Here is a 17807-nt window from a genome sequence, read left to right on the forward strand (position 1 = left end):
TAACCGGCGCCCCCGATCAAGCGGAGCGCCGGCATTGCTGCCGACGAACGAAAGCAGGATCCATGGCCAATATTTCAGTCCCCTCGATGACAGCGGCCGCAAGGCCGGCAAGACGAGCCGCAAACCGGAAAAGCTCGGTCGCCCACGACCGGCTGGCGGTGCTGTTGCTGTTTTTGCCGCCGGCGCTGCTGCTGTTCACGCTCTTCGTCATCATGCCGATGGGCGAGGCGGCCTGGTACAGCCTCTACAAATGGAACGGCTACGGCACGCCGGCCGAGTTCATCGCCCTGCGCAATTTCCAGGTACTGTTCCGCAACGCGGCCTTCACCCAGGCGCTGGTCAATAATGGCCTGATCATCGTCATCTCGATCTGCATCCAGGTGCCGCTCGCCATCTGGCTTGCGACCATGCTCGCCCACCGCATTCCCGGTGTCGTCACCTACCGCCTGATCTTCTTCCTGCCCTATGTGCTGGCGGACGTCGCAGCCGGCCTGATCTGGCGCTTCGTCTATGACGGCGATTACGGTCTGTTTGCCGCCATTTCCAATTTCTTCGGCTTCGCCAATCCTTATGTGCTCGCCGACAAGGATCTAGCGATCTACGCCGTGCTCGGCGTCATCGTTTGGAAATATTTCGGCTTTCACATGATGCTGTTCATCGCCGGCCTGCAATCGGTCGACAAGAGCGTGCTGGAAGCGGCCGAAATCGACGGCGCCACCGGCTGGCAGAAATTCCGTTACGTCACGCTGCCGCTGCTCGGCTCGACCTTGCGCCTGTCGATCTTCTTTGCGGTCGTCGGCTCGCTGCAGCTCTTCGACATGATCATGCCGCTGACCGGCGGCGGACCATCCAATTCGACGCAGACGATGGTCACCTTCCTCTACACCTATGGCGTCATGCGCATGCAGGTCGGCTTGGGCAGCGCCGTCGGCGTCGTGCTCTTCATCATCTGCGTGACGCTCGCCTTCGGTTACAAAAGGATCTTCATGCGCCATGACTGATATGAGCTCCTCCATCCGCATGCGCGCGTCGACCCGCATCTATCTCTACGTGTCATTGAGCCTGATCGCCGCCATCGTGCTGATCCCGCTGCTGACGACGGCGCTCGGCGGCTTCAAGACGCTGGGCGACCTGCGCACCAATCCCTTCGGGCTGCCAACAGAGTGGCAATGGACGAATTATACCGACATCCTCTTCGGCGAGCGCTACTGGCTGCAGATCGGCAATTCGCTTGTCATCGCAGCGCTGACCGTGCTGCTGACGCTGATCGTCTCGTCCATGGCGGCCTTCGCCTTTGCGCATGTGCGCTTCTTCGGCTCATCCTTCCTGCTCAACTATTTCCTGCTCGGCCTGATGTTTCCGGCAGCGACTGCGATCCTGCCGCTCTTCATCCGCATCCGCGATCTCGGCCTCCTGAATACCTACTGGGGCGTGGTGCTGCCGCAGGTGGCCTTCGGCCTCGGCATGAGCATTCTTTTGTTCCGGAATTATTTCCGCAACCTCCCGGAAGAATTGTTTCAGGCGGCCTTTGTCGATGGCTGCGGTTACCTCAGGTTCTTCTGGCACGTGTCGCTGCCACTGTCCCGGCCGATCGTCGCGACCGTCAGCATCATCTCCTTCGTCGGCAGCTGGAACAGCTACATCCTGCCGCTGATCATGCTGAACTCTGAATCGAAATATCCCTGGCCGCTCGGCATCATGGTCTATCGCGGCGAATACGGCACGGAATGGCAATTGGTGCTGGCCTTCATCACGCTGACCATCCTGCCGACGATCATCGTATTCTTCGTCGCCCAGCGGCACATCATCGCCGGCCTGACCGCCGGCGCCGTCAAGTCCTGAGCCGACCCATTGGAGCTGCAATCATGGCATCCGTTTCACTGCACGATGTAACCAAGGCCTATGGCGCCGTCGACGTCATCCACGGCATTTCGCTTCATATCGAGGATGGGGAGTTCGTCGCCCTTGTCGGGCCGTCCGGCTGCGGGAAGTCGACGCTGCTGCGGATGATCGCCGGCCTCGAGGAGATCACCGACGGCGAGATCGCGATTGGCGGCAATGTCGTCAACGGCATGACCCCGCGCGAGCGCAACATTGCCATGGTCTTCCAGTCCTACGCACTCTATCCGCATATGACGGTTTCCGAAAACATGGGCTTCAACCTGAAACTCGCCGGCGTTCAGAAACCTGAAATCGAGGCCCGCATCGCCGAGGCCGCCCGCATGCTCGATCTCGCCCAGTTGCTCGACCGCAAGCCGGCCCAGCTTTCCGGCGGCCAGCGCCAGCGCGTCGCCATGGGCCGAGCCATCGTGCGCAATCCCGCCGTCTTCCTGTTTGACGAGCCGCTCTCCAACCTCGATGCCAAGCTGCGCGTGCAGATGCGCTCGGAGATTAAGACGCTGCACCAGAAGGTGAAGACGACATCGATCTACGTCACCCACGACCAGATCGAGGCAATGACGCTCGCCGATCGCATCGTCGTGCTCAATCAGGGCAGGGTGGAGCAAGAGGGGACGCCGCTCGAACTCTACAGGAAACCCGCCAATCTCTTCGTCGCCGAATTCATCGGATCGCCGGCGATGAACATGCTCGAAGGCACGGTCGACGGCGAAAATGGTGAACCGGCTGCCCGCCTCGGAGACGGCACGGCAATCCGCATCGCGTCCGACCGCAGGGTCAAGGCCGGCCAGGCCGTCACCATCGGTCTGCGGCCCGAACATCTCGTTCCCGGTATCGGTAATGGCACGCCGCTGGCCGGCCGAACCATGCTGGTCGAACCCACCGGCGCCCAGACCCATGTGGTCTTCGATCTCGCCGGGCAGCAGGTCACGGCAATCGTCGACGGCGAATATCCCGCCCGCTACGGGGCGGTGTTCGAGGCAAGCATCGCCAGCAACCAGGTGCATGTCTTCGACCGCGGCAGCGGGGTGGCGCTGTAGGCGAGGATTAGTCTGCAGGGGAACGGAGAGGGTGCGGCGCACCCTCTTCTCCCCGAGGGGAGAAGAGGGAACCGAGAGGGCGCAGCCGGCATTCGTGCGGTCCCCCGCGATTACTCCGCCGCGGTCCGTTCGATACCGTTAGCCTGGACGATCTTGTCCAGGAGCGCGAGCTCTTCCTGCGTAAGGTCTGTCAAGGGCGGGCGAACTGGGCCGGGATTCTGGCCGAGGACACGAAGCCCCGCCTTGATGATCGAGACGGCATAACCTTTCTTGCGGTTGCGCAGGGCGACGAAGGGAAAGAAGAAGCTCTTCAGGATTTCGTCGACGGTCGCCTGGTCGCCGGTGCGGAGCGCCCCGTAAAAGCGCTGGGCGAGGGCGGGGACGAAGTTGAAGACGGCGGAGGAGTAGGTGGTCACGCCGGCGGCGAAATAGGCTTGGGCATAGACCTCGTGGGTCGGCATGCCGCCGACATAGACGAGACGGTCGCCAAGCAGCGTGGTGATCTCGATGACCTTGTCGACCTCGCCGACGCCGTCCTTGAAGCCGATCAAGTTGGGGCATTCCTCGGCAAGTCGCGCGATGCTGTCGGCGGTCAGCACGGCGTTGTCGCGGTTGTAGACGATGACGCCGATGCCGACCGATCGGCAGACCGCCTTGACATGGGCGATCAGGCCGGCCTGTTCGGCAAACATCAGATAGGGCGGCAGCAGCAGCAGTCCGTCGGCGCCGGCCTTTTCGGCCGCCTGTGCGATCTCGATGGCGAGCGAGGTGCCGTAGCCGGTGCCCGATATGATCGGCGTATTGCCCGCCGACGCCTTGGCAGCGCGGACGACCTGCGGAATCTCGCTCGGATTGAGCGAGAAGAATTCACCGGTGCCGCCGGCGGCAAACAAGGCGGCGGCGTCATAACCGGCAAGCCACTCGACATGGCGGCGGTACTTCGCCTCGTCGAATTTCAGCTGGTCGTCGAAATGCGTCACCGGAAACGAGAGCAGACCACTGCCGACGGCCTTCTTCAATTCAATCGGGTTCATCATCAAGTCCCATTCCTTAGCTGTTGAAAATCGGCGGCGTCAGGCGCTCTCGAGTACTTGCAGGAGTGCCGCGATATAGCCGTAGCAGAAGGCGAATGCGGTGGCGGAAGGGTCCCGGCCGCTGACGGTCGGCACATGGTCGGGCATCAGCATGTATTTGAAGCCGACTTCCTTGTAGATCCTGGCCGAGCGGACCATGTCCATGTCGCCTTCGTCGGGGAAGGTTTCCACGAAGGAAAGCTTGCCGCCGCGAATATTGCGGAAGTGGACGTTGAAGATCTTGTCGCGCTGACCAAACCAGCGAATGACGTCGTCGATCTCCTCGCCGGGGTTTTCGAGCATCTCGCCGATCGATCCCTGGCAGAAATTGAGGCCGTGATAGGGATTTTCACGCATCAGCACGAACTTCTTCAGGCCTTCTACCGTGCCGAGCACCCGCGTGACGCCACGATAGCCGGGCGGCGTATAGGGATCGTGCGGATGGCAGGCGAGTCGGACGCGATTGCTTTCGGCGACCGGCACGACACGTTCGAGGAAATAATCGATGCGTTCCCAGTTCTCATCTTCGGACAAGACGCCGGCAAGACCGGGTGCGGCCTGCTGATCCGTCTTGTCCCAGCGGAAGCTGGCGTTCATCGAGCCGCCGCGTCCCGGTTCATCCGGCGTGCGGGGAATACCGATCAGATTGAGATTATACTTGACCGCCGGAATGCCGGCCTTCGCGACATTCTCGATCATCTGGCAGACGGCGTCGATCTGCCGGTCGCGATCGGGGCCGGCGAGCAGAATATCGGGATAGGACGCCTTCTCGATCGGCTGCGAGGGCAGAGGCAGCTGGATCATGTCGAGGATCAGGCCGAAGCTTTCGACCTTGTCGCGATGGCGCTCGATGTCGGCAAGCGTCCAGCTGCTCGGCTTGCCCGGCGGGTCAGCGCTGATATGCTTGACGCCCAATTGCGCGAAGATCCGATAATCGTCATCGTCGCGCGCCGCCACCTGTGTTCCCAGATACATCAGAGAGCTCTCCAATCAACAATGTCATATGACATAATATGAATTTCGGAGGGTGTCGAGCCCTATTGCTGCTCGGCAAGCATCCGATAGCGCCTTTGGCTCGCCATCAGATGGGCGCGCATCGCCTGCCGGGCGCGATCAGGATCCTGATCGGCGATCGCCGAGAGGATCTCCACATGTTCGGCATGGACCTTTTGCAGGTAGTCGCGGTCATTGGCTTCGGGCAGCGTCGGAAACTGGCCGCGCGGGATGGCGCGGGGGCCGAAATGGCGCAGCACATCGACATAGAACCGGTTGTTGGTGGCGGCGGCGATCGCCATGTGAAAGGCATAGTCCGCCTCGACGGTTTGCTGGCCGCTCTCGATGAGCTGCGCCATTCTGCGGTTGGCCTCGCGGATCGCCGCCTCCTGCTCGGCGGTGCGGCGATAGGCGGCAATCGCCGCCGCTTCGCCCTCGGTCGCCATGCGAAACTCCAGCAATTCAAGGGTTTCCGGGATGCTTTTGATCTCCACCGGCGTCAATGACATCGACGAATGAACCTTCGGATCCGCGACGAAAACGCCTTTGCCCTGGATCGGTCGGACGAAGCCCGCCGCCCTTAGATCCGCGATGGCCTCGCGCACCACGGTGCGGCTGACGCCGAAGGTCGATTCGAGCTGCGGTTCGGTCGGCAGCTGGTCGCCGACGAGCAATTTGCCCGCCTCGATTTGCGCTCGCAGCTCATCGATGACCTGCTGCGCCAGTCTTTGCCGCCCACGGCCGAGTGTCGTCATTCTTTGTTCCCCAGTTCCTTTGCCTCAAGTCTTCCGCACGGCTTGCAAATCGTTTTCGACTTCTAAAAATCATAATACGACATACGGACGACATAATATGTCTATTATAGTAATCCAGGCAGGAGTGACAATGAAGCATTTTTCTAAAGGCCTGTTCGTCGGCGCCGTCATCGGCGCGCTGACGATCGCTGCGCCGCTCTCACACGCCGCCACACCCAGGGATCAGCTGGTGATCGGCACATCGCTGGCCCAGGTCCTGTCGCTCGATCCGCATCAGGCGACCGAAGGCAAGGCAGTCGAGATCATGTCGAACCTCGCGGTCATCGCCCATATGTGCGACCGGGTGCTGATCATGAAGAACGGCGTCTTCGTCGACGAACTCACCAAGGCGGATCTCCAGGCCGGCATCACGCATGATGCCTATGCGCGTGAGCTGTTCGAGGCGAGCTTCATGGAAGCATGAAAGGCGGCGCCGAGAAGGGAACCGGACGTCAGGCCGATCCGCAATAGCGTGCAAATTCGTCGAGGAAGCCGCGCATGTCCTCCTGATGCCGAGGCGCGGAAAGACGCTCGGCAATCTCTTCCGGGGAAAGCTTCATCAAAGCAATCCGCAGGAAAAGCTCCTCGTTGAATCGCTCGCTGAGCGTAGCGAGAACGATGCGAAGCTGGCACAGCATGTCATCGCCGCGGTGCGACGCGTGCGCGAGCACGACCGGTTTGCCGATCACTTCGTCTCGGGAGACGAGCCAGTCGATGGCGTTCTTCAATCCGCCCGGTATTGATCGGATATATTCAGGGCTTGCCAGGATCAGTCCATCCGCATCCGCGATCGCCTTGGCAAGAGCCGACACGGCAAGCGGCGGGTCCAGCTCCAGATCGGGCGAGAACACCGGAAGTTCCCCCACACCGTCATAGATCGAAACCGTATGCGCCGCGCCTGCAGCCGCTTGCAGAGCACGGAGCAGGGCGGTGTTCGTCGAGGCCCGGCGGGCGCTTCCTGATATGGCCAGGAATTTCATGATGGCGGCATTGGCTCCTAAACGGGCGCGGCGGCTTTCGAAGGATTGACGGTTGCGACGCTGCCCCTTTCGACGAGATGGCAGGCGAGCTCGACGCGCCGGCGCGGCACGGCAAGGCCGAGCATCATGTCGCGCAGCAGATCGAGCGCGGTGGCGCCAAGTTCGCGCATCGGAATATGCACGGTCGAGAGCGGCGGATTGAGAAAGGCCGATTGCGGCAGATCATCGATGCCCATAACCGAGATATCCTGCGGCACGGCATATCCCATGGCCTGCAATCCGCGCACCGCGCCGTTGGCAAGACTGTCGCCCGCCGTCAGGACAGCGGTGAAGGTGAGGCCCTGATCACGGACGAGACGGGTGATCGCCTCGGCGCCCAATTCCGGCAGCCAGTCGTCGACCTCGAGCACAAGTTCGGCATCAGCTTTCAGCCCGTGATAGAGCAGAGCGTCGCGCCAGCCCTCCAGGCGTCTCTCGATCGTCCGCCGGCCCGGCCGCAGCATGAAAAGGATCTGTCGATGCCCGGCCTTGATCAACCTCTCGGCGGCAATGAAGGCGGCCGAGCGGTTGCAGGGCGTCACACTCGAAAGCCGCATATAGGGGTCGTCGGTATTGACCAGCACGACCGGTTTTCCCAGGCCCGCGGCCGCCGCCAGCATCTCCTCCTCGTCGACGGTCAGGATCAGCATGCCGCCGAAGCTCGGATCATCGCGCATCTCGGCGATGACGCGGGCTTCGTCCGCCTTGTCGGCGACGGGACGCATGGCCATCTCGATGCCGAGCGCCGCCGCCCGCGCATTCAGGCCTTCGAGAACGTAGAGGGTGAACTGGTTGCGGACATAGTCGATCATCGCCGCGCCGGAGGCGACAAGCATGACCTTCTTGCCGGCGACACTTGCCGGCAGCGCGTAGCTGACCGCGCTCGCCGTTTCCAGCACCAGCTTGCGGATCTCGGGCCTGACGCCCTTTTCGCCGGCAAGCGCCCGGGAGACGGTGCTGATCGACACGCCGCATCTGGCGGCGATGTCGTCGAGGCGCGTGCGCCTGCCTTTCTTTTGATCCGGGGCCATGTCGTTTTCCTCGCTCCCAACCTTTATGCAAAAATCTTTCAGATTGCGCAAACGGAATGTCTATGCACAATTGCCGATGAGGAGTCCGCGGTAAGCGGCAGAGCAGGGAGGCTTTGAAGATGCGGCTTGACCGCCCGTCCATCCGTCGGCGTTTTGTCAGAAATACCAAGGCCGGAGCGGCCTGAAACATGGCCGTCGAGCAATCCTATCTCGGCCGCGCCGTCGGCAAAAACAGCCCGATCGTCTACTGGCAGCTCGGTCATCTCTCGCAGGCGCGCTACGATGTCGCCGACCGTCCGATGGAAGGCCGGATGGATCCCTTCTTCTTCGTCACCAAGACGAAGAACTTCATTCCGCATGAGTACCCCTGCCGCACCGAATTCAAGAAAGACTTCTCCGGCCGGCGGCCGCAGCCGGCAGCCGAATTCGCTCCCGTCCGCTGGTGGCTGCCCTTTGCCTCGCCGCGTGTCGATCTCTCCGGCTTCTGGTTTCGCCCGACGCGCATCGGCTGCTGGGCGCGCACCTTTCTCGATGCCCCCACGGGCGGGCGGGCCACGCTTCGCCTGTCGACCTGCGGCGGCGCCATCCTCTTCGTCAACGGCGGCGAACAGGGTTTCATGGCGCCTTACGAGCGCAATCTGGAAGCGCAGCGGACCTTCGAGGTAGAGCTTTTCGCCGGCCTCAACGAGATCCGTGTCTATTTCGACGATCTCGCCGAGCGCGACGCCCGCTTCTATTTCCAGCTGGATTATCTCGACGGGCCGGACGTCAAAACATCACTTCCCGTTCCGATCGCCGCCGATGAGGCGGACGGGCTGGAGGCGATCCTCGAAGGCATGCGCTTCGACCGCACCGCCTATCTCGGCGAGGACGTGACGATCCTGTTTCCCGCGCCGCTGCCACTGGCGCTGAACTGCCATGTCGAGATCGAAGGCGACTTCATGTCGGTCGAGCGCTTCGACTATGATTTCGCGCTGGAGAAAGGCGCAACCACGCTGGGGCTCGGAAGCTCGGCGCGCATGCCCGCCGATTTCCGCCATTTCCGCATCACCTTCAAAACCGGCGCGCTGTCGGTCGCCCGCACCCTCGGCGTCGAGATCTGTCATCCCGAACGCCAGGGGTCGGCGCCCGCCGCGCTGGCGGACCGGGTCGCTGAGGCGCTGGCAGAAGTCGCCGCCCATTCGGAGCCCGATACGGTCTGCGCTTTCGCCCGTCTGGCGCTGGGGCAGGGCGGCGCGGAGACCGAGGCGATGATCTCGGCCATGCTGCCCGTTATCGAGGATTGCCACGACTGCGCCGATTTCGTGCTGGTGCCGCTGCTCTTTGCCTATACACGCTGGAGCGATCTTCTTTCACCGGAACTGCGCGGCAGGATGGAGCAGGCCGTTCTCAACTACCGCTACTGGATGGACGAGCCGGGCAATGACGTTCAGTGGTATTTTTCTGAAAACCACGCGCTGCTCTTCCACGCCGCCGCCTATCTCGGCGGCAGGCTTTTCCCCGATGCCATTTTCGTCCGTTCCGGCCGCACCGGCGCCGAGCAGATGAAGGTCGGCGAAGAGCGGGTTCGCGCCTGGCTCGATCATTTCGAGCGCTGGGAGATGGCGGAGTGGAATTCCGTTCCCTATTTCCCGATCGACCTCAAGGGGCTGACGGCGCTTGCCGCCTGCGCGCCGGATGAGACGATCCGTGCCCGCGCCAGTGCCAGCATCGTCCGGCTGATGGAGATCGTCGCCCGCTCGGCCCATCATGGCATGCTGACCGGCAGCCAGGGCCGCTCCTACGAACATACGCTGCGGCCCGGCCGCTCGGTCGAACTCTCTGGTATCGCCCGTCTGCTCTGGGGGCGCGGCTGGTACGGCCGGCGCGTCCACGCGCTGCCGCAGCTTGCCGTCTGCATCCGCGACCATGGCCTCCGTTTCCCGGAAGCGCTTGCTGAAATCGCCGCGCACCGCTCCGACGAGGCGCAGGAATGGACCTTCTCCCAGGGAGAGAACCGTTTCGCCGCCCTCTACCACTACAAGACGCGCGACACCGCGCTCGGCACCATCGCCCATTATCGCCCCGGCGCCTGGGGCTATCAGGAGACGGTGCTGCATCTGCGCCTCGGCGAACGGCCGGAAGCGCAGATCTGGATCAATCATCCCGGCGAGACCATCCAGTTCGGTTACGGCCGGCCGAGCTTTTGGGGCGGCTGCGGAACGCTGCCGCGCGTACATCAGTATCGCGATCTGGCCATCCTCGATTTCGCCATTCACGAGGGCCAGCCGGATTTCACCCATGCCTGGTTCCCGCTCGAAGCCTTCGATGAGGCGGCGGTCGATGGCGATCTGGCGCTTGCCCGCTCCGGCAACGGCCTTGCCATGCTGATCGGCAGCGGACCGCTGGAGCCGGTCAAGCACGGCCCGACCACGGATATGGAACTGCGCCTGATTGGCCGCAACGGCCGCTGGATTGTCCGCCTGTCCGATCTCAGTCGCGAGGGGGGGCTCGACGGCATGCGGGGCCGTTTCGCCGCGCTCTCGGCTCGGCGGGACGGCGAGGGCGCGTTGATCGTCATCGATCCTGATTACGGTGAAGTCGTCTTCGAGAAGGATGGCACCGTGCGCGCCGAAGGCCGCATTCTTCGTCCCTCGGACTGGTCGGTCAGGGGAGACGCGATACATCTTAAGATACCGGGCAGGCAGCCTCGGCGAGCGGCCTCGTAGACGACATGTCCGGCAGGTGGAGGACCGACTGGACACGGGAATGCATCGGTCAACAGGAGGAGAAAATGACCAGAATAAAATCGATCGGCGCGGCCGTTGCTGCGGTTCTCTTGAGTTCCATCGCCGCCCATGCCGGCGACGTGCGCATCATGTGGTATTCCGACGGCGGCGAAGGCGAGGTGATCAAGGACCTGCTGTCGCGCTTCTCCAAGGCCAATCCCGATGTCAACGTCATTCTCGACGAGGTTTCCTATGATGTCGTCAAGGAACAGCTGCCGGTGCAGTTGGAAGCCGGGAAGGGACCGGATATCGCCCGCGTCACCAATCTGAAGGCGCAGTCGCAGCACTGGCTCGATCTCCGCCCGCTCCTCGCCGATGCGAAATATTGGGACGAGAATTTCGGCGCCCAGGCTGACTGGATGCGCCCCGACGGTTCGAACGCCATCACCGGCTTCATGACGCAGCTGACGCTCACCGGCGGCTTCGTCAACAAGACGCTGTTCGAGCAGGCCGGCGTCGAAATTCCCGGCCCGAAGGCAACCTGGGACGACTGGGCGGCGGCGGCCAGGAAGGTTGCCGACAGCCAGAAGGTCTTCGCCATGGCGATCGACCGCTCCGGTCACCGCGTCTCCGGCCCCAATATCTCCTATGGCGCCAACTATATCGCCGCTGACGGCAAGCCGGCGCCCATCGATCAGGGCGCGAAGGAATTCCTCAGCCGCTTCGTCAAATGGAATGAGGACGGCACCGTCAACAAGGACGTCTGGGTCAGTGCTGCCGGCAGCACCTATCGCGCGGCGGCCGACGACTTCATCAATGGCGGTCTCGCCTATTATTATTCCGGCAGCTGGCAGGTTTCGGGCTTCGCCCAAAAGATCGGCGACAGTTTCGACTGGGTCATGGCTGGAAGCCCCTGCGGCACCGTGGCCTGCAGCGGCATGCAGGGCGGCGCCGGTCTCGTCGCGGTCAAATACACCAAGAACCCGAAGGACGTCGCCAAGGTGATGGACTATCTCGCAAGCGCCGACGTGCAGAAGGAATTTGCCGAGCGTAGCCTGTTCATCCCGGCACATAAGGGCGTGGCTGCCGGCCAGGTGGATTTCAAGACCGATAATCCGCATGTGAAGGCGGCACTGAAGGCCTTCGTTGAATCGGCCGCCCAGACCGCCCCTGCTGCGATGAAGTTGCCGGGCTGGAAGTGGTCCGACGCCTATTATAGCGCCATCGTCGCCCGCATCAGCCAGGTGATCGCCGGCGAGATGAAGCTCGATGACGCCTATGCCCGCATCGACGAGGACATCAAGGCCAAGGTTGGCGGCAACTGACGGACGAACGGATGGCGGAGAAGACGGTTTCTTCCGAACCGCCGGCGAAAGCCGGTCTGCAGCAGGCGCTCCTTGCGCCTGTCAGGCTCGCCATGGGGATCGTCGATATCCCCATGCGCGCCTGGCAGAAGCTGACGGGGGTGAACGGCATGGCCGGTGTCTTCCTGGCGCCTAACATGCTGATCTTTTCCGTCTTCGTCCTCCTGCCGCTGGTCATCAACTTCATCTATTCGACCACGAGCGGCGGCGCCATCTTCCTTCAGAACAGAACTTATGTCGGCGCCGAGCAATATCGAATCCTGTTTGATTGCGGCTCCTATCTCGACCCCTCAACCTGTGCTGCCGACACCTTCTGGGCCTCCGTGCGCAACACCGCAGTTTTCGTCGTCTTCCAGGTCTCGGCGATGCTGGTGGTGGCACTCGCAACGGCTTTGATCCTCAACCGCGAACTTTCCAATCGCGGCTTCTGGCGCGCCGTCTTCTTCTTTCCAGTGCTGCTGTCGCCGGTGGTCGTCGGCCTGATCTGGAAATGGATCCTTCAGCGAGAGGGGCTGTTGAATTATGCGCTAAGCCCCTTCGGCTTCGAACCCTTCTCCTGGCTCAGCGATCGCTTCTGGGCCTTCTTCTTCGCCGTCTTCGTCTCGGTCTGGGCGCATATGGGCTTTTACGCGCTGATCTTGCTCGCCGGTCTGCAGGCGATCCCGAGGGATCTCTATGAGGCGGCGGCGATGGACAAGGCAAGCCCGACACGTATCTTCCGGCGCATCACCCTGCCGCTCTTGATGCCGAACCTCATCGTCGTCCTGGTCTTGGCGCTGATCCGAGCCGTGCAGATCTTCGACGAGGTCTTCGTGCTCACCGGCGGCGGGCCTGGCACCAGCACCATGTACATCACCCAGTTTATTTACGAGACCGGCTTTGCCAGTTCGCTGCGCAATCCGGGGCTGGCCTCGGCCGCCTCGATCCTGATGGGCATCGTGCTCGTCATCCTGACCCTGGTCCAGCTCGGAGCAAGCAGCCGCAACGAAAAGAAGGGAACACGCCGATGAGCGCTGTCGGCGCATTCCTGCTTCGGCGCCGCGGCCGCGGCTGGCACTGGACCGATGTGGTCACCTGGATCTGGCTGATCTCGGGCGTCATCCTGATGTTCGGCCCGGCCGTCTGGCTGGTCTTTTCCTCCTTCAAAACGCCGGCAGCTCTTGCCGAATTCCCGCCATCCTTTCTGCCGTATGTCACCGAGCAGGCCGATGTGGCTGGCTACGACAAGCCGCTGCCGCTCTATAACGTCACGATGCCGGATGGCAGCACCCGTCAGCTCGCCGAGGTCCGGCGCATCGGCATCATGGGCCAGATGGTCGATCCGAAGCAGCCGGGCGAAATCGTCAAGGTGAACATCAAGGATCGCACGCCGGTGCGTCAGGTCGAATTTGCCGCCAACAACTACACCGAACCGTTCCAGCGCTTCGATTTCTTCCTGTTCCTGCGCAACTCCGTCTTCGTGACGGTCGTGGCGACGGCCATCACCCTGTTGGTCAATTCCATGGCCGCCTTCGCGCTGTCGAAATACCAGTTCCCCGGCCGCACCGCCGTCATGCTGATGATCCTGGCGACGCTGATGGTGCCGCTCTCGGTGATCGTCGTGCCGCTCTATTCGGTCATCGGTACGCTGAACCTCTTCGACAGCCTCTGGGGAGTCATCCTGCCGACCGTCGCCACGCCGACGGGCGTCTTCCTGCTCCGCCAATACATGCTGACGATCCCCGACGAACTGATCGACGCCGCGCGCATGGACAAGGCCAGCGAATGGCAGATCTACTGGCGCATCATCCTGCCGCTGTCGGCACCGGCGCTGGCGGTGCTGGCGATCTTCTCGGTGGTCTGGCGCTGGAACGACTTCCTCTGGCCGCTGATCGTGCTGTCGCGCAAGGAGCTATACACGCTGCAGGTCGGCCTCAACGTCTATGCCGGCGAGCTCAATGTGCAGTGGCACTATATCCTCGCCATGACCGTCGTCTCGATGATCCCCGTCGTGCTGATCTTCGTCTTCCTGCAGCGCTTCATCACGACTGGTATCGCCGGCTCGGGCCTGAAATAGACTCGCTTTCAAAATGATAGAGGAGAATGCATGAGCGGGCTCGAGCTCAGAAATATCGTCAAGAATTTCGGCGCCGTCGAGGTGATCCGCGATGTCTCGCTTGAGGTCAACGACGGCGAGTTCGTCGCTTTCGTCGGCCCGTCCGGGTGTGGAAAATCGACGTTGCTGCGCCTGATCGCCGGTCTCGACAAGCCGACGGGCGGTAGTATCGCCATCGACGGCAAGGACGTCACCGCGATCGGTGCGGCCGACCGCGGCCTTGCCATGGTCTTCCAGTCCTATGCCCTTTATCCGCATATGAGCGTGCGCGAAAACCTCGCCTTCGGGTTGGAGAACACCAAGGTGGCCAAGGCCGAGATCGAGGCCCGCATCGCTGACGCCGCGCGCATGCTCGAGATCGAGCCGTTCCTGCAGCGCCGCCCAGGCCAGCTCTCCGGCGGCCAGCGCCAGCGCGTCGCGATCGGCCGCGCCATCGTCCGCCGGCCGGATGCCTTCCTGCTCGACGAGCCGCTCTCCAATCTCGACGCCGAACTTCGGGTGAGCATGCGCGCCGAACTCGCCGCCCTGCACGCCCGCCTGAAGGCGACGATGATCTACGTCACCCATGATCAGGTCGAGGCGATGACGCTCGCAAACCGCATCGTCGTGTTGCGGGGCGGCAGGATCGAACAGGTCGGTACGCCGCTGGAACTCTACAACACGCCCGCCAATCGCTTCGTCGCCGGCTTCATCGGCGCGCCGCACATGAATTTCCTGGAAGGCTCGATCGTCGGTCAGGGGAACGGTTTCGCCGAGGTCGAAACCGTGGGCGGCCATCGTCTTTCCGTCCTTGCCAGGGAGGCGCGTCCGGCGGGCGAGAGGGTCAGCATCGGAATCCGGCCGCAACATATCAGCATTGCCGATGCGGCCGCGGCGGGCAGGCTGGATACGCAGGTCACGCTTGTTGAGGAGCTCGGTTCCGAGACAGTCGTCCATACCGAAGCCGCCGGCAAGAAGCTGATCGCGGTCTTTGCCGGCCAGCAGAGGATGAAATCCGGCGACAGCCTCCCGCTTCATCTCGATCCCGCCGTGCTGCACCTCTTCGGCGAGGACGGCCGGCGGCTGTGTTGAAAACAAAAAGCCCGCGCCGGAATGGAGGCGCGGGCCGAGTTTCATGTCATGACAGCCTTAGTGGCTGTTCTTGTGGCTTTGTTGACCAGCTTTTACATGCTGCTCATGGCTGCCGCCGCGGGATCCGCTGGACTGCGCATCGCGGCCGCCTGAAGAGGCGCTGCGGGTATTGGAGTCGTTCTTGTGACTCTGCTGACCAGCCTTGACGTGCTGTTCGTGGGTTCCACCTTGGTTTGCCATTTGGTTTCTCCTTGGTTTTGAACTGAGGCCACGTCGACCTCGTGTTGACAACCTCGCCCCGGCGCATGCGTTCCGCATTTTAACATTTCGTGATCTCGCCGGAGAATGAGGATGAGGAAGCGGACCGGGCGGGTAGGGAGCTCGCCTGCCATTTCGTCGGCCATCGGGAGAAAGCGGAAAAATCCCGATGTTCTCCAGCACCGCCGCGTCCGCTTGGCGCGGTCCGCAGCCTCGCTTCGAAAACCGTCTCTCGGCAGAAAGGTTCCAGGAAAATCAGCCGCATCCATCCCGACGGACGGTCCCGGATCAGCCCGTCGACTCTTTTCAAATGGACGAGCCGCTCTAGCTTAAACGGTACCAAATGAAAGGAGAAAACCATGAACGACGCACCGAAAACGGCCACCCCGGCGCGAAGAGTGTTGCGTGGCCGCCCCTACAGCATGAGCGAATTTGCCAGAAAATACCGGTTGGACGACAAGGAGGCCAAGCGCCTCTATGACAAGTTTGGCCCCTCCGCCACGGAGCTCGACCTGTTGATGGCGGCAAAGCGTCGTCCGCCTGGGCTTCCCACCAAGCTCGATTCCTGACGACCGTCAATGAGGATCAGGACGGGAAGCTGCCTTTGCGGAGCGGTCGCCTACCGGGTGGAAGGCGAGCCGCTTCGCGTCGGCCTCTGCCACTGCGCCGATTGTCGCAAATCGAGCGGCTCCGCCTTCGTCTTCTTTGCGCTCTGGCCTCGCTCGGCTTTCTCCCATAGGGGCGAGATATTCACCTTCGCCGGCCGCAGCTTCTGCCCCGCCTGTGGCAGCAGGCTTTTCTGCCTGCAGGAGGCGGCGGTGGAAATCCGCCTCGGCTCACTCGACAGCCCCCCGACGGATCTCGCGCCGAGTCATGAAGTCTGGATCAAGCGGCGCGAAGCGTGGCTGCATCCGCTGTCGGATGCCCAGCAATATGCCGAGGATGCCGATTGACCGTCGGCAATTGCTGCCTGTCGGGAGCGCGAAAACGCTGCAGATTTTGCGCGAGAGGCTCCGCCGTGCGGAAACTTGAGTTTTCTTACCAATATTTCATTTCACCTGTCCGCAATTCCGTGCCAGTTCGGCGGCAACGCTAATTCCCGGTTCACCTGCGGTGTGATTATTTCATTGCAGGCCGATGCGGCCACTGACTGATCGAGGGTGAGATGAACAAAATCGTAAGCGGCGACGAAACCGGAGAAAATGCCGGCGCGACGCCCGACCTCGCAGCGGTGCTTGCCGCGTCGGGAAGGCAGAACAGGCGGAGCCGCTGGCGCGGACGCCTGCTCATCCTGCTGATCCTCCTCGCTGCCGCCGCGGCTGCCGCTTACTTCTACCTCGGCCGCGGGCAAAGCGAAGTGAGCTACACCACGCAGCCGGCAAAACGCGGCGACCTGACCGTGCTTGTCACCGCCACCGGTTCGGTGCAGCCGACCGAGCAGGTGGACATATCGAGCGAGCTTTCGGGCACCGTACGCGACGTCAACGTGGATTATAACAGCATGATCAAGGCGGGCGACGTGCTGGCGCTGCTCGACACCAACAAGCTCGAGGCGGATGTGAAGAGCTCGCGCGCGAAGGTCAATTCGGCCAAGGCAAACGTCGCCAAGGCCAATGCCGATCTCGAATCGGCAAGCACCTCGCTCGAGCGGCTGAAGAGCCTGGTCAGGAGTAATGTCTCCACCCAGCAGAGCCTCGACGACGCCACCTATAAATATGATTCCGCCGTCGCCGCCAAACAGATCAACGAAGCCGAGGTGCTGGCTGCGGAGGCCGACCTGCAGCTTGCCGAGGTCAATCTCGCCAAGGCAAAGATCGTCTCGCCGATCGACGGCGTGATCCTCACCCGTTCCGTCAATCCGGGCGCCACCGTCGCCGCCTCGCTTTCGGCGCCCATACTCTTTACCATCGCCGGCGATCTGAAGAAGATGGAGCTGCAGGTCGATGTCGACGAGGCCGATGTCGGCAAGATCGCCGTCGGGCAGAAGGCGAAGTTCACCGTCGATGCCTATCCCGACCGGTCCTTCCCCGCCGAGATCGAGCAAATCCGCTTCGCCTCCGAAGTGGTCAACAATGTCGTGACCTATAAGGCAGTGCTCTCGGTCGATAATGCCGATCTGCTGCTGCGCCCCGGTATGACTGCGACCGCCGACATCACCGTCGAGGCCGTCAAGGATACGCTGATGGTGCCGAACGCGGCGCTGCGTTATGCCCCGCCGCAGGCGGAACGGCTCGGCCGTGGCATTCTCGGGATCTTTGGGCCGCCACGCCGGCGCGGCGGCAACTCCGGTGAGGTGCTGACGGGAGCGCAGCGCCGCGTCTGGGTGCTGCGCAACGGCCGCGCCACCCCCCTAGTCATCCGGGTCGGCTCTTCCGACGGCCAGTTCACTCAGGTGGTGTCAGGCCAACTCGAGGAAAATGACGCCTTGGTGACCGACGCCACCGTCCGGACGAACTAGGCGG

The 17807-nt window shown here is 62.6% G+C and carries 17 protein-coding genes and 2 pseudogenes; 13 read left to right on the forward strand and 6 right to left on the reverse strand.

Going from position 1 to position 17807, the window contains the following annotated elements:
- Positions 1 to 62: 62 nt before the first annotated feature.
- From J2J99_RS10825 to J2J99_RS10835, 3 genes are read left to right on the forward strand one after another with little or no spacing between them, the layout of a single operon-like run.
- Positions 63 to 1001, forward strand: coding sequence for a carbohydrate ABC transporter permease (locus J2J99_RS10825; protein ID WP_168296938.1), 939 nt, complete (start codon positions 63 to 65; stop codon positions 999 to 1001).
- Positions 994 to 1842 (forward strand): carbohydrate ABC transporter permease, encoded by an 849-nt coding sequence (locus J2J99_RS10830; RefSeq protein WP_168296937.1) that lies wholly within the window; start codon positions 994 to 996, stop codon positions 1840 to 1842. Before J2J99_RS10825 ends, J2J99_RS10830 begins: the two co-directional genes overlap by 8 nt.
- Positions 1843 to 1865: 23 nt before the next feature.
- Positions 1866 to 2939: an ABC transporter ATP-binding protein gene (locus tag J2J99_RS10835; RefSeq protein ID WP_168296936.1), complete on the forward strand. Its 1074-nt coding sequence runs from the start codon at positions 1866 to 1868 to the stop codon at positions 2937 to 2939.
- A 110-nt stretch (positions 2940 to 3049) separates the two neighbouring features.
- On the opposite strand, the gene kdgD is transcribed toward J2J99_RS10835, so the two are convergent.
- From kdgD to J2J99_RS10850, 3 genes are all read right to left on the reverse strand, one after another.
- On the reverse strand, positions 3050 to 3976 hold the full coding sequence (gene kdgD, locus J2J99_RS10840; RefSeq protein WP_168296935.1) for a 5-dehydro-4-deoxyglucarate dehydratase: 927 nt from the start codon (positions 3974 to 3976) through the stop codon (positions 3050 to 3052).
- 36 nt (positions 3977 to 4012) lie between these two features.
- Complete coding sequence (locus tag J2J99_RS10845) at positions 4013 to 4987, reverse strand: mannonate dehydratase (protein WP_168296934.1); 975 nt, start codon at positions 4985 to 4987, stop codon at positions 4013 to 4015.
- Positions 4988 to 5049: 62 nt separating this feature from the next.
- Positions 5050 to 5760: a FadR/GntR family transcriptional regulator gene (locus J2J99_RS10850; RefSeq protein WP_168296933.1), complete on the reverse strand. Its 711-nt coding sequence runs from the start codon at positions 5758 to 5760 to the stop codon at positions 5050 to 5052.
- Positions 5761 to 5890: 130 nt separating this feature from the next.
- Between J2J99_RS10850 and J2J99_RS10855 the strand changes: the two are divergent.
- Together J2J99_RS10855 and J2J99_RS10860 are read left to right on the forward strand one after the other, a co-directional pair.
- Positions 5891 to 6076: pseudogene (locus J2J99_RS10855) on the forward strand (ABC transporter substrate-binding protein); the annotation flags it as partial.
- Positions 6071 to 6223, forward strand: a pseudogene (locus tag J2J99_RS10860) (ABC transporter ATP-binding protein); the annotation flags it as partial. The pseudogenes J2J99_RS10855 and J2J99_RS10860, both read left to right, overlap by 6 nt.
- 28 nt (positions 6224 to 6251) lie before the next feature.
- Here the strand turns inward: J2J99_RS10860 and J2J99_RS10865 are convergent.
- On the reverse strand, positions 6252 to 6779 hold the full coding sequence (locus J2J99_RS10865; RefSeq protein WP_168296931.1) for an NADPH-dependent FMN reductase: 528 nt from the start codon (positions 6777 to 6779) through the stop codon (positions 6252 to 6254).
- A gap of 17 nt (positions 6780 to 6796) precedes the next feature.
- Entirely contained in the window at positions 6797 to 7849 is a 1053-nt protein-coding gene (locus tag J2J99_RS10870; RefSeq protein WP_168296930.1) for a LacI family DNA-binding transcriptional regulator, read from the reverse strand.
- 188 nt (positions 7850 to 8037) lie between these two features.
- On the opposite strand from J2J99_RS10870, the gene J2J99_RS10875 reads away from it, so the two are divergent.
- The 5 genes from J2J99_RS10875 to J2J99_RS10895 all read left to right on the forward strand — a co-directional run bounded on the left by J2J99_RS10875 (position 8038) and on the right by J2J99_RS10895 (position 15087).
- Positions 8038 to 10557 (forward strand): hypothetical protein, encoded by a 2520-nt coding sequence (locus J2J99_RS10875; RefSeq protein ID WP_168296929.1) that lies wholly within the window; start codon positions 8038 to 8040, stop codon positions 10555 to 10557.
- A gap of 65 nt (positions 10558 to 10622) precedes the next feature.
- Positions 10623 to 11882 carry an ABC transporter substrate-binding protein gene (locus J2J99_RS10880; protein ID WP_168296928.1) on the forward strand — a complete coding sequence of 420 codons (1260 nt, stop codon included), beginning with the start codon at positions 10623 to 10625 and terminating at the stop codon, positions 11880 to 11882.
- 11 nt (positions 11883 to 11893) lie between these two features.
- Positions 11894 to 12931, forward strand: coding sequence for a carbohydrate ABC transporter permease (locus J2J99_RS10885; protein ID WP_168296927.1), 1038 nt, complete (start codon positions 11894 to 11896; stop codon positions 12929 to 12931).
- Positions 12928 to 13977, forward strand: a complete 1050-nt coding sequence (locus J2J99_RS10890) for a carbohydrate ABC transporter permease (RefSeq protein ID WP_168296926.1) — start codon at positions 12928 to 12930, stop codon at positions 13975 to 13977. Before J2J99_RS10885 ends, J2J99_RS10890 begins: the two co-directional genes overlap by 4 nt.
- 30 nt (positions 13978 to 14007) lie before the next feature.
- Positions 14008 to 15087: an ABC transporter ATP-binding protein gene (locus J2J99_RS10895; protein ID WP_168296925.1), complete on the forward strand. Its 1080-nt coding sequence runs from the start codon at positions 14008 to 14010 to the stop codon at positions 15085 to 15087.
- Between the two features lie 57 nt (positions 15088 to 15144).
- On the opposite strand, the gene J2J99_RS10900 is transcribed toward J2J99_RS10895, so the two are convergent.
- Positions 15145 to 15327 (reverse strand): hypothetical protein, encoded by a 183-nt coding sequence (locus J2J99_RS10900; RefSeq protein ID WP_168296924.1) that lies wholly within the window; start codon positions 15325 to 15327, stop codon positions 15145 to 15147.
- Positions 15328 to 15704: 377 nt separating this feature from the next.
- Here J2J99_RS10900 and J2J99_RS10905 point away from each other — a divergent pair, with 377 nt between their 5' ends.
- The 3 genes from J2J99_RS10905 to J2J99_RS10915 all read left to right on the forward strand — a co-directional run bounded on the left by J2J99_RS10905 (position 15705) and on the right by J2J99_RS10915 (position 17803).
- Positions 15705 to 15914, forward strand: a complete 210-nt coding sequence (locus tag J2J99_RS10905) for a hypothetical protein (protein ID WP_168296923.1) — start codon at positions 15705 to 15707, stop codon at positions 15912 to 15914.
- Between the two features lie 9 nt (positions 15915 to 15923).
- Positions 15924 to 16298, forward strand: a complete 375-nt coding sequence (locus tag J2J99_RS10910) for a GFA family protein (protein ID WP_168296922.1) — start codon at positions 15924 to 15926, stop codon at positions 16296 to 16298.
- A gap of 212 nt (positions 16299 to 16510) precedes the next feature.
- Positions 16511 to 17803: an efflux RND transporter periplasmic adaptor subunit gene (locus tag J2J99_RS10915; RefSeq protein WP_168296921.1), complete on the forward strand. Its 1293-nt coding sequence runs from the start codon at positions 16511 to 16513 to the stop codon at positions 17801 to 17803.
- Positions 17804 to 17807 lie beyond the last annotated feature (4 nt).

This window comes from Rhizobium binae, assembly GCF_017357225.1.
Classification (GTDB): domain Bacteria; phylum Pseudomonadota; class Alphaproteobacteria; order Rhizobiales; family Rhizobiaceae; genus Rhizobium; species Rhizobium binae.

Excerpts from the sequence above, each read along its gene's own strand:
- J2J99_RS10905 (WP_168296923.1), top strand. The coding sequence starts at position 15,705 with ATGAACGACGCACCGAAAACGGCCACCCCGGCGCGAAGAGTGTTGCGT.
- J2J99_RS10870 (WP_168296930.1), bottom strand. The coding sequence starts at position 7,849 with ATGGCCCCGGATCAAAAGAAAGGCAGGCGCACGCGCCTCGACGACATC.
- J2J99_RS10890 (WP_168296926.1), top strand. The coding sequence starts at position 12,928 with ATGAGCGCTGTCGGCGCATTCCTGCTTCGGCGCCGCGGCCGCGGCTGG.
- J2J99_RS10850 (WP_168296933.1), bottom strand. The coding sequence starts at position 5,760 with ATGACGACACTCGGCCGTGGGCGGCAAAGACTGGCGCAGCAGGTCATC.
- J2J99_RS10910 (WP_168296922.1), top strand. The coding sequence starts at position 15,924 with ATGAGGATCAGGACGGGAAGCTGCCTTTGCGGAGCGGTCGCCTACCGG.
- kdgD (WP_168296935.1), bottom strand. The coding sequence starts at position 3,976 with ATGATGAACCCGATTGAATTGAAGAAGGCCGTCGGCAGTGGTCTGCTC.
- J2J99_RS10915 (WP_168296921.1), top strand. The coding sequence starts at position 16,511 with ATGAACAAAATCGTAAGCGGCGACGAAACCGGAGAAAATGCCGGCGCG.
- J2J99_RS10845 (WP_168296934.1), bottom strand. The coding sequence starts at position 4,987 with ATGTATCTGGGAACACAGGTGGCGGCGCGCGACGATGACGATTATCGG.
- J2J99_RS10875 (WP_168296929.1), top strand. The coding sequence starts at position 8,038 with ATGGCCGTCGAGCAATCCTATCTCGGCCGCGCCGTCGGCAAAAACAGC.
- J2J99_RS10865 (WP_168296931.1), bottom strand. The coding sequence starts at position 6,779 with ATGAAATTCCTGGCCATATCAGGAAGCGCCCGCCGGGCCTCGACGAAC.
- J2J99_RS10900 (WP_168296924.1), bottom strand. The coding sequence starts at position 15,327 with ATGGCAAACCAAGGTGGAACCCACGAACAGCACGTCAAGGCTGGTCAG.
- J2J99_RS10825 (WP_168296938.1), top strand. The coding sequence starts at position 63 with ATGGCCAATATTTCAGTCCCCTCGATGACAGCGGCCGCAAGGCCGGCA.
- J2J99_RS10830 (WP_168296937.1), top strand. The coding sequence starts at position 994 with ATGACTGATATGAGCTCCTCCATCCGCATGCGCGCGTCGACCCGCATC.
- J2J99_RS10895 (WP_168296925.1), top strand. The coding sequence starts at position 14,008 with ATGAGCGGGCTCGAGCTCAGAAATATCGTCAAGAATTTCGGCGCCGTC.
- J2J99_RS10880 (WP_168296928.1), top strand. The coding sequence starts at position 10,623 with ATGACCAGAATAAAATCGATCGGCGCGGCCGTTGCTGCGGTTCTCTTG.
- J2J99_RS10885 (WP_168296927.1), top strand. The coding sequence starts at position 11,894 with ATGGCGGAGAAGACGGTTTCTTCCGAACCGCCGGCGAAAGCCGGTCTG.
- J2J99_RS10835 (WP_168296936.1), top strand. The coding sequence starts at position 1,866 with ATGGCATCCGTTTCACTGCACGATGTAACCAAGGCCTATGGCGCCGTC.